The sequence below is a fragment of the Xenorhabdus sp. PB62.4 genome (genome assembly GCF_014467285.1).
GTDB lineage: Bacteria > Pseudomonadota > Gammaproteobacteria > Enterobacterales > Enterobacteriaceae > Xenorhabdus.
In genome coordinates this window covers 97,394-113,179 of record NZ_NKHR01000007.1, presented here as the reverse complement: position 1 = coordinate 113,179, position 15,786 = coordinate 97,394, and the positions used below count along the sequence as shown (strand labels likewise).

General features: G+C 41.9%; 13 protein-coding genes and 2 pseudogenes. 11 read left to right on the top strand and 4 right to left on the bottom strand.

Annotated features, from left to right (window positions below; all coding sequences use genetic code 11):
* The first annotated feature begins 90 nt into the window (after positions 1-90).
* Positions 91-766 (top strand): annotated as a pseudogene (locus Xenpb_RS08720) (IS6 family transposase).
* A 169-nt stretch (positions 767-935) separates the two neighbouring features.
* Here Xenpb_RS08720 and nudI read toward each other — a convergent pair.
* From nudI to Xenpb_RS08705, 3 genes are read right to left on the bottom strand one after another with little or no spacing between them, the layout of a single operon-like run.
* Complete coding sequence (gene nudI / locus Xenpb_RS08715; protein ID WP_187653967.1) at positions 936-1,361, bottom strand: nucleoside triphosphatase NudI; 426 nt, start codon at positions 1,359-1,361, stop codon at positions 936-938.
* Position 1,362: 1 nt separating this feature from the next.
* Positions 1,363-2,070 (bottom strand): deoxynucleoside kinase, encoded by a 708-nt coding sequence (locus tag Xenpb_RS08710; RefSeq protein WP_187653966.1) that lies wholly within the window; start codon positions 2,068-2,070, stop codon positions 1,363-1,365.
* Positions 2,067-2,912 carry a radical SAM protein gene (locus tag Xenpb_RS08705; protein WP_255523092.1) on the bottom strand — a complete coding sequence of 282 codons (846 nt, stop codon included), beginning with the start codon at positions 2,910-2,912 and terminating at the stop codon, positions 2,067-2,069. The genes Xenpb_RS08710 and Xenpb_RS08705 overlap by 4 nt, the downstream gene beginning before the upstream one ends.
* A 570-nt stretch (positions 2,913-3,482) precedes the next feature.
* On the opposite strand from Xenpb_RS08705, the gene hxpB reads away from it, so the two are divergent.
* The 3 genes and pseudogenes from hxpB (at position 3,483) to Xenpb_RS08690 (ending at position 5,379) form a co-directional block, all read left to right on the top strand.
* Positions 3,483-4,121: a hexitol phosphatase HxpB gene (hxpB, locus tag Xenpb_RS08700; RefSeq protein ID WP_222942917.1), complete on the top strand. Its 639-nt coding sequence runs from the start codon at positions 3,483-3,485 to the stop codon at positions 4,119-4,121.
* Positions 4,122-4,462: 341 nt separating this feature from the next.
* Positions 4,463-4,663, top strand: a complete 201-nt coding sequence (locus tag Xenpb_RS08695; RefSeq protein ID WP_255523087.1) for a plasmid pRiA4b ORF-3 family protein — start codon at positions 4,463-4,465, stop codon at positions 4,661-4,663.
* Between the two features lie 41 nt (positions 4,664-4,704).
* Positions 4,705-5,379, top strand: a pseudogene (locus Xenpb_RS08690) (IS6 family transposase).
* 152 nt (positions 5,380-5,531) lie between these two features.
* Here the strand turns inward: Xenpb_RS08690 and Xenpb_RS08685 are convergent.
* A complete protein-coding gene (locus Xenpb_RS08685) occupies positions 5,532-6,317 on the bottom strand; it encodes an acetoin reductase (RefSeq protein WP_187653964.1) in 786 nt (261 codons plus the stop codon).
* An 893-nt stretch (positions 6,318-7,210) separates the two neighbouring features.
* On the opposite strand from Xenpb_RS08685, the gene Xenpb_RS08680 reads away from it, so the two are divergent.
* From Xenpb_RS08680 to Xenpb_RS08650, 7 genes are all read left to right on the top strand, one after another.
* Positions 7,211-7,675: an acyl carrier protein gene (locus tag Xenpb_RS08680; protein ID WP_187653963.1), complete on the top strand. Its 465-nt coding sequence runs from the start codon at positions 7,211-7,213 to the stop codon at positions 7,673-7,675.
* Positions 7,676-7,771: 96 nt separating this feature from the next.
* Positions 7,772-9,037, top strand: coding sequence for a beta-ketoacyl synthase (locus tag Xenpb_RS08675; RefSeq protein ID WP_187653962.1), 1,266 nt, complete (start codon positions 7,772-7,774; stop codon positions 9,035-9,037).
* Between the two features lie 3 nt (positions 9,038-9,040).
* Positions 9,041-10,141: a hypothetical protein gene (locus tag Xenpb_RS08670; RefSeq protein ID WP_187653961.1), complete on the top strand. Its 1,101-nt coding sequence runs from the start codon at positions 9,041-9,043 to the stop codon at positions 10,139-10,141.
* The gene (locus Xenpb_RS08665) at positions 10,141-11,415 is read left to right on the top strand and encodes a beta-ketoacyl synthase (RefSeq protein WP_187653960.1); all 1,275 of its coding nucleotides are present in this window, start codon (positions 10,141-10,143) and stop codon (positions 11,413-11,415) included. Before Xenpb_RS08670 ends, Xenpb_RS08665 begins: the two co-directional genes overlap by 1 nt.
* The gene (locus Xenpb_RS08660) at positions 11,405-12,157 is read left to right on the top strand and encodes a hypothetical protein (protein WP_222942916.1); all 753 of its coding nucleotides are present in this window, start codon (positions 11,405-11,407) and stop codon (positions 12,155-12,157) included. The genes Xenpb_RS08665 and Xenpb_RS08660 overlap by 11 nt, the downstream gene beginning before the upstream one ends.
* Positions 12,158-12,171: 14 nt before the next feature.
* Positions 12,172-15,012 (top strand): aminotransferase class III-fold pyridoxal phosphate-dependent enzyme, encoded by a 2,841-nt coding sequence (locus Xenpb_RS08655; RefSeq protein WP_187653958.1) that lies wholly within the window; start codon positions 12,172-12,174, stop codon positions 15,010-15,012.
* Positions 15,009-15,785 carry an SDR family NAD(P)-dependent oxidoreductase gene (locus tag Xenpb_RS08650; protein WP_187653957.1) on the top strand — a complete coding sequence of 259 codons (777 nt, stop codon included), beginning with the start codon at positions 15,009-15,011 and terminating at the stop codon, positions 15,783-15,785. The genes Xenpb_RS08655 and Xenpb_RS08650 overlap by 4 nt, the downstream gene beginning before the upstream one ends.
* Position 15,786: the final 1 nt, after the last annotated feature.

The window sequence follows — 15,786 nt, the reverse complement described above, 5'->3', positions numbered from 1 at the left end:
GGCTAAGTGAGGCCTATACCGATTATAAAGGTTCTGTCGTATTAAGTAGTGTCCGGGTATCATGCCGTTTTTTTGTTGAGTGATTCACCGATGCCCCTTATCCGAAAAGCATTCAAACGCCTGCACTATCCTGTTGATATCATCGCTCAGTGTGTTCGCTGGTATCTGGCCTATGCACTGAGCCTGCGTGACCTGGAGGAAAGGCTAGCTGAGCGGGGGGATAACCGTCGATCATTCCACGCTCTCCCGCTGAGTTCATCGTCTGATTCCGTTGATGGTCAAACGCTATCGGCGGAGCAAGCCTGCTGTTGGGCGTCGGTGGCGAATGGACGAAACCTATATCAAAATCAAAGGAAAATGGAGTTACCTTTACCGTGCTGTGGATTCAGACGGCGATACGGTTGATTTTTTGTTGACAGCCCATCGAGCCTTGCGTTTCTTTAAAAAGGCGATGCGTCATCATGGACAACCAGACGTGGTGACGATTGATAAAAGTGGCTCCAATAAAGCCGCAGTGGACGAGTTAAATCAGGGAAAACCGAAGGATAACGACATCATTATCCGGCAGAATAAGTACCTTAATAATCTGATTGAACAGGATCACCGCAACGTCAAACGGCGAACACGTCCTATGCTGGGATTCAAAAACTTCAGACGGGCCCAGACCGTGTTGGCAGGGATAGAGTTGGTCTGTCTGTTGCGCAAAGGACAATACCGACAAAAAGAAGGGTGTCCGATTTCACCCGCGGCATTTTTCTATCAATGAGCTGAGTAAAAATCAATCACCTTATCTTCACTCGTACTTTCTTTGTTAATGCGACAGAACCCTAATTTTTATTGATCACAAAATTGTGGAGTGATTGTAGCGTTAGAGCTGTTTGGCCTATCGCCCCCTGCCATCCATGATGAAGGCAGGGATGAACCGGCGGAATTTATCAGATTATTCCCTTCTGGGTAAAGGTAACCCTCGTTGCTTCATTCAGATCCATGGCTTTCATGGCTTCTGGTAACACCCACGCAGTTTCCTGAAATTCTTCGTTGAATGTAATGTTCCGGTTGGCACTGATACAGTCAAAGATGAGGTAAACCATGTAAATTTCTTCGGTGGTGCCATCCGGATACGTTTTAACCCGGATATCATCACGAAAAGCCCAAGGTTTCACTTCCGTTATTTCCAGAGCTTCACCCAGTTCTTCCCTGATTTCTCGTCTCAGTGCCGCTTCCATTGTTTCGTTGGGCTCCATTCCTCCTCCGGGTAGTGCCCACTGACCCGGAAATACACCACGATCAGATGCCATTTTACAAAGCAGGTATTCTCCATTATTTTGAATGATAGGACAGACAATTGTTCTTTGACGCATATCACCTCCGCAGCATATTTATTTTGTTGATGACTATATCAGAAAATTCGTCAATATTATCCGGGCGTTGACAAATCATCACTCTGCTCCGGAGATTTTCGGGAAGATTATTCAAGAAATATTGATATTCATCATGCCAGCCCTTTATCCATTTAACTTTTGTCACTTCATCAGGAAACTCCCTGGGACGGATCCCGTGAATTTCATCAGCGTGTAAATGTTGAAGAGAATGTTCTGCAGAATAATCAAGGAAAACGATAAGGTCTGGTACAGGAATAATGTGATTTATTTCTTCCCATAATAGCATATATGCTCTGTGATGTGATTCATTGATATACCCCGTCTTCAGCATGAAATTAATAAATATGTAATCTTCAAGGTGAGAACGTTCCATCACCAGGTTAAATCCCTTAGCAATCCAAGATTTGATTAGCAGAGCCCGTTGGATCATAAAATTGAGTTGTATTAGATAACCGTAGTTATTGGTATCGTCAAAAAGATACTGCAGGAAAGAATGGTGAACACTTTTTTCGTCAATGGCGATGGTATACGGATCATGTTGAAATAGGGATGAAGACAGTTGTTTAAGCAAAGTACTTTTGCCCACACCAGAGTTTCCGGATAGACATATATAGAGCGGTTTTCTTTCTAGGTTTCCTTCTCTTTTGTCTGCGGACCAAGGGTCCATATAAAGATAATCATATTTCATGCTGTAAATTTCCTGTTATCCAACCAAAATCGATTATTTTCACATTTATGAATGACTTCACTATTCCCGAAAATTGCCGGCAAAATTTTTTCTGGCGGGTCTGCCAGCATATTACCAAGCAGAGTATAGTTTTCACCATCAGGGATAATAATATCAAAATTTGGTTCCATGACGACATTGGCTTTATCACGCTCTTCAAAGGTAGCCCAGCTTATTGGCATGGTCGGATAATTTTTTTTCAGTGCCTCCATTTTGCAGATAAACAAATCGGTTTCTATTTCCAATTTATCCCTTTTTTCTTTCCCGACCCCTAATGGGCAGAACTGATAAAATCGCCATGCCTGAATTTTATAAGGAAGATTCTCAACCCAGCTAACAATATCGTTTAAGGTATTCACATTTGACTGGGAAACAACTGTGGTTAGTTTGATATTAATATTGTTATGTGCATTAGGGAGCCACATTAATATATTTTTGATAACTCTATGCTGATTGCTCATTTTGCCACTGCGAATATCCGTATTAACCTGCTGGTTAATCCCGTCAATTGGCATTCCCACCCAGTCTAAAACAGGGTTTAATCGCTTATGATCCATCATGAAGCGATGTCCAACTGTTGACAAGTAGGTCATAAATCCAATGTTTTTTGCATATTCAATTAGTTCAATAAAGTCTGCTCTTGAAGTAGGCTCCCCTCCTGTAAAACCTAGACGGCGGAATCCCATTTGATACATCCGGTCAATGACAGTAAATGCGGTGGTGAGAGGAGAATCTTCTATGCCCGGGTTTCGGAAACATAGATCACAATCAAGATTACAATGTGAGGTTATTCTGAAGTCCATAAGTAGGCTACTGATGTCCATAAAGCATCCTTATACGATTAATTAAAAATCCCAATAAACACTACATTTTATATGGTTATTGACCTTAAAATACTCTGTACGGAATAAAATTCAAGCAATAACATACTTTTTCTTCAAAAAAAGTGATGGTTTTACTTAGTACAGAGATCTGGATCAATATTTGTGAGAGCCACCTTGAAAAGGAAATTTTTCTTCATTAAGAACATTAAGCCTAATGTGAATTTTCGTGCAGGATTGGGATCTCGAGGACGAGCCAAAATACATATCGTGCTATATTGTATATGGTGAAGGAAATATCGTTCTTTGTAAGAGTAAATATCAGGTTAACTGAGAATTAACACCATGATTATCTTGAAATTTCTCAATATAATTAATGTTATTAGTTAAATTGTGATTAACATCACGATACTAAAATAATTAACTAGGTGTAAAATGATAGAGGTAAATTCACTACAGTTTGATAAATAAAATGATTTAAAATAAACATAAAAATGATTTAATGGCTATAAAATAAGTATGGCATTGTATAACTAAGCAAAGGAGGTGATTATGAAAGCAGTTATTTTCGATATGGATGGTGTACTGATAGACTCTGAACCACTATGGAAAAAATCAGGCATGCTAATTTTAAATCATTATGGTGTTCCTATCACTTATGATGAAATGCTCAGTATGGCAGGTATACCAGTATCTGGTATGATAGATAGAGCTTGTCGACTTTATAATAAAAATGATTTAAATAAATCTAAAATTGAAAAAGAGTTTTTTCACAAAGGGGTTGAATTAATTCTTACGGAAAAACCGCTTATGGATGGAGTAGTAGAGTGCTTAGAACTATTAGTGAAGAGAAATATTAAAATTGGAATTGCTTCTGCTTCTCCATTATCCTTCCTGTTAAAAATAGTTGAACAATGTGGTATTGATAATTATTTTGATTATATATCCTCAGCAGAGAATATGCCATATAATAAACCCCATCCAATGGTTTATCTAAACGCCGCAGAAAAACTGAATGTTCTACCTACAGAGTGCATAGGAATAGAAGATTCAAAAACCGGTATGATTTCAGTTAAAGCTGCCTCAATGAAATGCATAGTGATACCAAATAATATCGAATACAATCACTCATATTGGGATATTTCTGACTGGAAAATAAAAAGAATACATGAATTGGAGAATATAATTTAATTATAACTAAAAATAGCTCTTATTATTTCAAATATATAGAGAGCTTAGTTTCATTATTCTTGTATTCGCTTAATAAATTTAATATGCGACTGATATTGGTTTCCATGGGGGAATATACAGGCTCTTAAGAATTAAGTTTTTCAAAGTATGTCTCCAATGTATTGTTTTTGGGTCATGACATCAATTTATTGAGTCATGTATAGTATGTCTATTTGGAGAACATTCAGATGGCAAAGATTGATGTGGCCTGCCCATCTTGGAGACCATAAAAATCTGTGGGGCACTTTGTTAAGTAGGCGATAAAATGAGCAATTAAGCACGCTTTTATCCGGCACCTCACCATGAAAACCTACGTTGTGAAAGTGACCCTTCGGGGTATCAGTCCTATGGTCTGGCGCCGATTCAGACTATCAGGCGAGACTTCTTTAGCCGCTTTTCACTATATCATTCAGATCGCTCAGGGATGGCAGGATGATCACCTTCACCAATTCCGTATTTATGCAAAAATTACGGCATTTCCTACTCCGATGGGATTGGAGTAGTGTCCGGGTATCATGCCGTTTTTTTGTTGAGTGATTCACCGATGTCCCTTATCCGAAAAGCATTCAAACGCCTGCACTATCCTGTTGATATTATCGCTCAGTGTGTTCGCTGGTATCTGGCCTATGCACTGAGCCTGCGTGACCTGGAGGAAATGCTAGCTGAGCAGGAGATAACCGTCGATCATTCCACGCTCTCCCGCTGAGTTCATCGTCTGATTCCGTTGATGGTCAAACGCTATCGGCGGAGCAAGCCTGCTGTTGGGCGTCGGTGGCGAATGGACGAAACCTATATCAAAATCAAAGGCAAATGGAGTTACCTTTACCGTGCTGTGGATTCAGACGGCGATACGGTTGATTTTTTGTTGACAGCCCATCGAGCCTTGCGTTTCTTTAAAAAGGCGATGCGTCATCATGGACAACCAGACGTGGTGACGATTGATAAAAGTGGCTCCAATAAAGCCGCAGTGGACGAGTTAAATCAGGGAAAACCGAAGGATAACGACATCATTATCCGGCAGAATAAGTCCCTTAATAATCTGATTGAACAGGATCACCGCAACGTCAAACGGCGAACACGTCCTATACTGGGATTTAAAAACTTCAGACGGGCCCAGACCGTGTTGGCAGGGATAGAGTTGGTCTGTCTGTTGCGCAAAGGACAATACCGACAAAAAGAAGGGTGTCCGATTTCACCCGCGGCATTTTTCTATCAATGAGCTGAGTAAAAATCAATCACCTTATCTTCACTCGTACTTTCTTTGTTAATGCGACAGAACCGGTTTGAGTAAGTCTGTTTTGATAAAAACCCCCAGATTCAGTTCTGGGGATTTGTACATAGCGACGATAACATTCCCTTATATTTTCAAGACTACCGATAAACCATTCCACCATCAGTAATAATTGATTGACCGGTAATATAATCAGAATCTTCGCTTGCGAGAAATGCGACTAAGTTTGCAACATCCTCCGGGGCTTCTGCTCTTCCTAATGCAATAGTATCAGCATATTTTTTAAAGGTTTCACCTTTTGATGAACCTGTAATTTCGGTAAAACGCTCATCTATTTCTCTCCACATATCCGTATCGACAATACCTGGACAGTATGCGTTCACAGTGATACCTGCATCGGCATATTCTTTGGCTGCTGATTGAGTCAGAGCGCGTACGGCAAATTTGGTCGCTGAATATACACTGAACATAGCGAAACCGTCATGACCGGCAACGGAAGCGGCATTAATGATTTTTCCTTTTTGACCTAATTTCAGGAATTGTGCAGCGGCAGCCTGAATTCCCCAAAGAACACCACCGATATTGATATCGATGATTTTGTTTAAGTCTTCTGGTTGCACATCAGAGATAGGTTTTACCTGCACAATGCCGGCATTGTTAATCATAATATCAAAGCCATTTAACTCAGTTACTGTATGTTCGACTGCGCGATAAACTTCGTCTCTTTGACTGATATCTGCAACGACAATGGTGGCGTTGACACCAAAACTCTTAACTTCTTTTTTCACTTCTCCGAGTTTATCAACCTTGAGATCTACCAGAGAAAGATTAGCCCCTTCTTTGGCTAACTTGAGCGCAATACTACGACCAATTCCTTGCGCTGCACCAGTGACTAAAGCAACTTTACCTTTCAGGCTACTAGACATAATAACTCCCTGAATGTTTTTTCTTCGGAAAAAGAAATTTACCATCTGAATTGTAACATTCAGTGACATACATCTTATTTTGAGGGAAAGTAACCAAATAATATTATTACATAATATTAATATTTTTTATTTTAAAAGGGATATTTATGGACATTATATTTCAGATTACTGTTTTAGGTGTTTAGCCTCATAGCTTATCTGAATTTCCTATATCTGAGCCGGAGTATTCTTTGAATTAGTCGATTAACGCCAATTCATCGATGATACTGCAAAAGTGATTTCTTGTTAGTCATGTTGATCGTCAGGTTGGCATCATACCTATTTGGTGTTATTCCAACATAGAGTATGTGACAGTGGCTATAATTATAGATTAAATCACTAGCAGAACTGGATAATAATAAAATAATATAACACTTCCCGTTCCAATATTGATTCTAGTTAATAAAAGGCCAATTAGTCATTTTTTATGGGATTTGTCTTATTGTATTTAATTGTGACTTTGTAATTTAGGTTTTTGTTATTAATGTTTTTCGCATTAAATATGAATAATTTTCATTTTGTTTGGTGAATGAGGTCTATTACGGATGTTTATCATCATTTATAAATAAATTGGCATTGATATTTTTAATGAGTGATTTTTTCTTTTAGTGATATTCTTTATTGGTATTTTTTTATTAAAAACAAATGGTTAGATAGAATTGTTTTATTTGAGCGAACTTCTTTAAGAGATAGATTATCACTTTTAAATTAATTATTTAAAAATTGATTCCTGGCATAATTATTTTTGTTGTTACAAGTGGTTTTTATTAATTGACACAAATAAAAGATTTGTGAGAATTTAATATTCTCCTTGGTGTTGATTGCTAATTAATTTAATTTAGAACAGGTGCTGTATGAATAAATATGTCTCTGCTGTAAGTGAGGAGCTCTCCTCTATTCTTTTTATGGAAGAAAATAACATTAAAGAAAATTCTTCATTAATTAACGAGTTGGGGGCTGATTCTTTAGATGTTATCGATTTGTCATTTAATTTGGGTAAAAAGTTTAAAATAACGATGCCGACTAAAAGTGTTTTTGCTCATGCTCAGGAAATTCTCTCTGAAAGTGTATTGTCAAGGCTATTGAATGGGGATTCCCTCACACCAGAAGGTAAGGGATTACTCATTAATAGCTGTTATAGCTATACAGACGAGCAGTTGGAAACGATTAATACGCTGGGTGACGTATTTGGTGAAACCAATGTACAAAACTGGGCTTCATTATGTCAGGCAGTGTGTGAATCTAATGGAAAAACCGCCGATGAGCTCATTATTGGTGAAATAGAAAAATATTGTTCAGATATTCAGGTTAAATCATAAGATTCACTCTGAATGTATAAAAAAATAATGTTTTATTTTTGAACGTAAATAGAAAAAATTCGGCTTTAATAGCATGTTATTAAGGTGAAAATAACTATGGCTGGTGTACCTACAGATAAAATTGTTGTAACCGGTTATGGTTTGATTGTTCGTAATCATGATTGCCCAAGTGATTTATTTAATTCATTGGCAGAAGGGAAATCACTTATCTGTGAAGATGAGTTATTAAAGGAATATGGAATAACAAACATTCCTAGTGCCAAGTTATCGTCGGAAGATATAGATAGGTTACGTAGTCAATTCAATTTTGCAGGACAATTATCCGATAATCGTGTTTTTTTGATGGCCTATAATGCAGCATCAAATAGTCTGCGCATGGCAGGATTAACAGGTGAAGTACTGAATCAGGCTAACTGTGAATTATTCTTTGCCAATAATAAGATGTTTCTTGACAGTAAATCCTTGTCTCATTATGTCAATGAAGAAAGACTCCTGTCATCAAAATATATTGATATTGAACATGTTGGGGCATTAGTGCCCCCTTATGAAATTGTTGAGGAGCTGGCGAAGCGTTTGCATGTTCCGGCTTTGCCAAAGGTTTACAGTGATGCCTGTATCGCAGGTATGAGTGCGCTTTATTCCGCATATCAGAATCTCAAAAGTGGCAAACTTGATATCGCATTGGTTGGTGCCTCAGAAGAAGCCACTCATCCGATCATGCAGGTATTGTTTAAAAAAGTCAGGGCACTTTATGACGGTAACTTTGCGGATTTACATCAATCTTCACGGGCTTTTGATAAAGACAGAGCAGGCTGTGTTCTGGCCGATGCGTCTGCGTTTTTAGTTGTAGAGCGCTATTCTTATGCCATTGCCAGAAGAGCGCCAATATTGGGAGAAATTGCAGGAATATCCCGCCTGTCTGAGGGATATAAAATGACATCCACGGACTTATCTGGTCAATATTATCTCACCTGTATGTCTGCGGCGTTACAAGAGGCGGGGTTATTACCGGAAGAAATAGACCATATTAATTCTCACGGTACTTCCACGGTGAGTAATGATCTCGCGGAAAGCAAAGCGATTAATGCGCTTTTCTCCCATAATCCTCCGGTTATATCCACCAAATCAGCGACGGGGCATTCACTCGCCGTGAGTGGGTTATTGGAGGCCATACTTTCCATTGAGACACTGAAAAATGGACTCATTCTTCCTAGCTTAAATTTTTCTGATTCAGGAAAAATGGATGGCGTGATTAATGTCAACAATTCAGCAAAAGCTATGTCCGTCAATTACATCATGAGTAATTCCTTTGGTTTTGGCGGGGAAAATAGCAGTTTGATCCTGAAACGGGCCGGGGGATAAATCATGGGTATTTATATTACCAGTGGAACGAGTTTGCTGCCTGATGGCCTGAGTGTGGATGACATTATTCATGGCAGAGTACAAAACGTTCATTTACCAGCCAGTCCCTCACATTCGCCCAATATCTTAGGCGAACGGTACATTGATGAAACCGCTTTTGCCATGCCACGTATGGATAAGATTGTCCGGCGGGTCGCGAATGCACAAAGCCGATGGGTGCTTTATACGGGAATTAAGACTTGGGAAAATAGCATTGGCAACAGGTTTTCTCCTGAACAACGCGGGTTATTCATTGGACTGGGAACCAGTGATGCCGACGATAGTTCAACTCCCATCGCTTTTGATGCAAAAGATGATGAGGATTATGTTGCAAGGGCATTAATTGAAACGCCCCCATTGATGGGATTGACACTGTTAAATACTTCAACAGCCAGCCATCTATCTCAGCATCTCGATATTACCGGAGATAATGGATTCTTTTCTCCTCATGTCGATGCCGGGGGAAATGCCCTTTTGGAAGGTTATTACAGTATTAAAGAAAAACGCAGCCAGTTTGTGTTGTGTGGGGGAGGTAGCCAGAAGATCTCCACATGGTATTACCTTGCGTATGAGCACCTCATTAACGGTGTTCCGTGGATACCCGCAGAAGCAGCTTCATTTATTACGTTGCACGAAGATAGCCATCATGCGGACAGTGAAATTTCTCAGGTGTTTCGCACTCTCCTTCACCATCGTGATCACATTGGGTGCCTTCTGGCTTGGATGTCGGAGGAAAAGGTGTCGGGGGAAAATGGCTCATCCGCTCAAATAATTCATGTCGGGAAAATCACAGATGAGTTTACAGGGCAGGTTTATGACACGTTCCCGTCTGCGGCGCAATTTAACCTTGATAACGCATTGGGATACTGCGGAGCAGCGGCTCCCTTTGTAGCGATTAATCTGGCGATTGAGATACATAAAAAAGGCATGGCTATCGATAACGTTAATCGAAATGCCCGCTACCCGCACTCTTCTGGTCTGACATGGATACTGGTTCATGGGCTGGAAAATCAATGTACTGCCATTTTACTTCGTATGGGGATGCTTAACGGAGGAGAACAGTGATGATTTCTGAACATCGTGTGGTGGTAACAGGTATGGGGATCGTCAGTGCCTTCGGGACTGATATTGAGGCTTTCTGGAAAAAACTGTGTGATGGAGAGTCTGCCGTTAAGCCCTTAATGTTTGCGGATAATGGGGCGTTGCCGATTAAATATGCAGCCCAAATTGATTTTGATACATTGCTTGCCCGGAACCCCGGCGACTTGCCGGAGGCAGGCATGACAGACAAACGTGGTGTGATGGGAGTGATTGCCGCAGCGAAGGCATTGGAAGATGCAGAGTTGGAACCACGATTGTTGGCAGAGGAACGCATGGGGATTTATGGATGCAGCGGAATCTCTGATATCACTGAAAATGACAGGCATCTGGGGCGTCATCATGATGGATCGGTCATGCAGGCTATGTTTCAGCAACGTCATAATCTGAGTCCCTATTCCGGCATAAGATGCAGTAATGATGGCATGGTCATGGCAATTGCCCGCCGGTTTGGGTTAACCGGCCCTGTTGCTAATCTGAATGCGGCGTGTGCTGGCGCAACGCATGCCATTGGGTTGGCATGTCAGGCTATCAAAAGGCAGGAGGCTTCTATCATGCTGGCGGGTGGGGCCGATTCCGTCATTAGCCTGCGCACATTAGTCGGATTGAATTTATTGGGGGCAACTGCCGTAACAGAAAAATGGGGAAGCAAGCTTTGCCGCCCCTTTGATAAACATCGCAGTGGGCTGGTTGCGGGTGAAGGTGGGGCGTTTTTGGTGCTTGAGAGTGAAGAAAGTGCACTGCGCAGGGGAGCCAGAATCTATGCTGAGATTAAAGGTTATGGTGCTTCCCTTGATGCCTATAAGCTGACAGCCCCCCATCCCGATGGTATCGGCGCGGAAAGCGCTATCAGGCAGGCTATCAGTGATAGTGGATTGCGGCTGCACCAGATTGATTATATCAATGCCCATGGCACATCCACTCCCCTGAATGATGAACTGGAAACGTCAGTCATCAAACGCATTTTTGGCACTCAACCGCCATTAGTATCATCAATCAAATCCATGTTGGGGCATTGGATAGCGGCTGCGGGGGCGGTAGAAGCCGTTGCAACGGTTTTGACTGTGAAAAAACATTTCATTCCTCCCACCATCAACCTTGAAGTCCCTGATCCTCTCTGTGATTTGGATTACGTTCCACAACAAGGGCGGCCTGTGCCTGTGCGCAACGCGATAACAAATTCGTTTGGGTTCGGTGGCATTAATTCGTGCCTGGTTATTGGGGAATATGATGGAAAGTAAAAAAATCCGACTCATTGGTTATCACCTTAACTGTGATCACCCACAATTTAATCGTTCGGGTTCTGACAAGGATGACAGGACGTTGATTAAACATAGCAAACTCAGGCGTTTTTATTCCCGCGGGACGGAGAAGTGCCTGATTGCAACCAGAAAGCTATTACTGTCAGCGGGACTGGACATTGACGATCCCACAATAAAATTCGGGTTGTATGCCACCCAGTATGGCTACCTTCATCCAATGCCTTGTGAACTGCTGCCAGAATGGGAACCCGATGGGATAAGAAGTGAAAATGATATTTATCAGACTATGTGGACATCAGAGCGGATCAACCCTTTCTTAATCGCCCTGTCGCTCAGTAATAACCTGCTGGGCGTGCTTTCTCAGGAACTGGGCCTTCAAGGGGATTGTGCCTCGTTTCTCCGTGGAAATATGGGATTGCTCTCTGCGTTTAAAGAAGCGGAGCTATTACTGAATAACGGAGTCGTTGATTATGCGTTAGTTGTGGCTTCCGGTATGGGGAGAGTTGGCGGTGTCCCGCAATCTGATGCTGCTGAAACGTTTGTTGAATTTGGCGTTACCTTCATTTTAACCCGTTCAGTACAGGAAGATTACCCGATTATCGATATCGCCTCTCTGAACCGCATATATCATGAAGGAAGTTATTCCGCCGAAACACTGAATTTTATCAACGACATAGTTGACGTTATGTCCTCAACAGAATTGATTGAAAATTTTAATTAACAATAGGGTTCACTATGGAAAGTTATGCTGCATTTTGTAAGCCTCTGCTTACCCGTGCTTTGGCTTCTATTGGTTTAAACAAGACTTACCACCGGGCTTCTGGAAATTTTCTCTATTACAAAGATGAAGATGGACAGGAAATTGAAGTATTGGATCTTCTGGGAGGATATGGTGCGACATTACTTGGGCACAATTCCCCTGTCATCAGAGAAAAAATCAAAAGCTATCTTGATGAAGAAATACCGGTTCATAACCAGTTTTCTATCAGAAAGCCCGCTGCGTTGTTGGCAGAAAGACTGAATACGTTGTTGAAAGAAGAAACTGCAACCCGTGGCGATTTTGTATTCTGCTTTGCCAGTACGGGAGCAGAATCAATGGAAGTTGCATTGAAAAGTGTCGAATTTACACGTAATGCACAATTGCTCGCACTAGGGCAGGAAGCGGCTCAGGCTGCCAACATACTGGAAAACGGGGCTGAAATAGTCCTGACACAAGAGCAGAAACAGCAATTGCGGCTGGCAGAAAATCCTACGGCTCAAGAGATTAAGCTGGCTTTGTCTGTATTCAATCAAGCCCAGTTAGATTCAAAGCCGATCTTCCTCGCTCTTGAACATGCTTTTCATGGAAAGATGATGGTGACAGCGAACTGTACACATGGTGGCATGTATCGCGATTATTTGAAGCGGCTGAAAATTAACACGCATTTCCTCTCTTCTGCCCAATTGGCGGAATTTGCCGAAATGGGGGAAAAAACCAATGACATTTTAAATGGTTGGATATGGTTGCCGCAGGAAGTGAACGGTCAAATTGTTTTGAGCAAAAAGAGAGTCAGAACCGTTGCGGCATTGCTGGTAGAACCCGTTCAGGGAGAAGGCGGCGTTTATCCCCTCAATGCAGAACAAGTTGCTGGCATCAACCGATTAAAACAAATCCTTGGATGCCCGGTTGTTGCTGATGAAGTACAGGCGGGATCAGGGCGGTGTGGGTTCTTGGTTGCTTCGAGTGATGCGGGCATTGATGCAGATTATTATGTGCTCTCCAAAGCATTGGGGGGTGGGTATGTCAAAATTGGGGTGGTTGCTATCCGTCAGGAAAGTTTTACGCCCGGATTCGATTTAATCCAAAGTTCAACGTTTGGCGAAGATGATTTCTCCTGTCGGGTTGCGCTTGATTATATAAACCTGCTGCATGCTGATCAGCGTAAGTTGCTGACACAAGTCACCCAACTGGGAAATGAATTCAAAACACGGCTGGAAGATTTAAAAGCACAATACCCGGATGTTATTCGGGAGGTTCGCGGAAAGGGATTGATTTGGGGAATCGAATTTTATGATGTGGTTAATTCAGATTCCTACATTTTGCAAAATATCTCAGTACAAAGTGGCTTGGGTTATGTGATCAGCGGGCATTTACTGTGTGGCAGCCATATTCGAGTGGCACCTTCCGGTAGTGCAGCTAACGTAATCCGTGTAGAGCCTTCAGTATTTTTGGATCTTCCACAGGTTATCCGTTTTATTGAAGCACTTTCCCGCGTTTGTCTGGCTATTCATCATGCCAACGCTGGCTTTATTGTCGCTCCTCTGCTTGGGAAACCACTTCCGGCCATTATTGCGGATTATCGCCGCAGAAATGAGGATAAAGAAGATGACAGTGAAGCAGATTATAAGGCCGCTTTTGTGAATCATTTGATTTCGGCGGATTGGCTGAAAGAAGTTGATCCTTCGTTTGTTCTGTTCAGCGACGAAGAAATGGCGTTATTTGTCGAAAACGCCAGCTTTAATCTTGCGACCAAACCGTTTAAACCTGCACGTATTCGCTCAGCTAATGGTCAATCGGTGAGTTTTACGCTGTATCCGATCCCTGTAACCTCAAAAATGATCAAGTCAGCGCTGGCACAAAATGATTTAGAAAGGCTGCGGCATGAAATTGATATTCGTGTTGCTCAGGCGGCGCAGGCCGGTAATACCGTGGTTGGATTAGGTATGTTTACCTCTATTATTACCAACAATGGTAAGTCAGTAAAAAATAACCAGATAAGCGTGACGACGGGCAATGCTTTGACGGTGGGGATGGGAATTGAAGCCTTACAAAAGAGCATGCTGCATCAGGATATTACCCAAATGCGCATAGCAGTGATTGGGGGCGCGGGAAATATCGGTCGTGTTTATGCCGAAATTCTGGGGCCGCAATCTCAGGAAATGGTACTGGTTGGCAGTAATAATCATGGTTCAGTGAAAAAACTGAATGAAGTGAAATACCAGATTTATCAAAACATCCATGAACAATTTGTAGTTAATTCTCAGCCTGTTATGGGCGGCTTGGCAAAACGTGTAGTGGATTGCCTTTCATCAATGCCAGCGAATTTCCTTACAGGAAAAGCGGTGGGTGAGGCGATAGATCACTACCTGAACCAGCATCATGCTGATCAATCCTTCGTTCGTATTTCCCAGAATATTTCTGATATTGAGCATTGTGACGTCATTGTCTGTGCCGCTAATGCTTCAGAAGCCTTTATTCCGGTAGACAAGATAAAAACAGGGGGCATTGTTTGTGATATTTCTGTGCCGCATAACCTGTCTGATGACGATTTAATTAACCGGCCTGACATCCAGATCCTGCGAGGCGGTATTGTCCAGACGCCTTATCATGACAGCCTTGATCCCAGAGTCAGAGCCTACTTGGGTGAAGGGCAGCTTTATGCCTGTATGACAGAAACCATTTTACTGGCGCTGGAACAGTATCAAGGCAACTTTTCATACGGGAATATTTCCGCCAGACAAGTTCTCGACATTATGGCACTTGCCAGGAAACACCAATTTACCCTCTCTGAAATCAAAGGGAATTCCAGCTTATGAGTGAGAATATCAGAGATAAAATAACATCCACGCCGGGATCTGCTGCACCTTGTGCCATTGTCACTGGCGGCAGCAAAGGCATTGGCCGGGCGGTGGTTTTGAGTTTGTTGGAGAGGGGATATCGGGTCGCTTTCTGTTATCGCCATGATACCCCCCAAACCGCCGATTTTATTACCCAGATCACGCATGATTTTCCCGATGTCCTGCCTGTAAGAGCGGATCTTGCCAAGGCAGAGGACGTCAGCGCATTTATTGAAACCGTGAGTGAGGCATTTGGCTGCATTGACCTTCTGGTCAATAACGTCGGGGTTACAAGGGACGGGTTACTGGCAACGATGGAAACCAAAGATATTGAGTTATTGATAAACAACAACTTATTAAGTTATATCCTGTGTAGCCGTGAAGTCTTGAAGGCAATGATACCGCAACGCCACGGGCATATTATCAATATCTCATCCATTTCAGCCCAACGGCCGAATAAGGGACAATCAATCTATGCTGCGACTAAAGGTGGAATAGAATCATTGACAAAGGCGCTTGCCGTTGAAGTAGCACCCAAGAATATCCGGGTCAATGCGATTGCCCCCGGGATTATTCAAACAGAGATGTCAGAAAACTTATTAAAAACACACAAGGAGTTAATTAATAGCAAAGTATTGCTTAAACGCGTCGGTGTTGTCAGCGAAATTACCTCGGCAGTTCATTTCCTGATGGAAAATCATTACATGACGGGAGAGGTAATTAATGTCAACGGTGGTCTTGCATTGAGTTAAT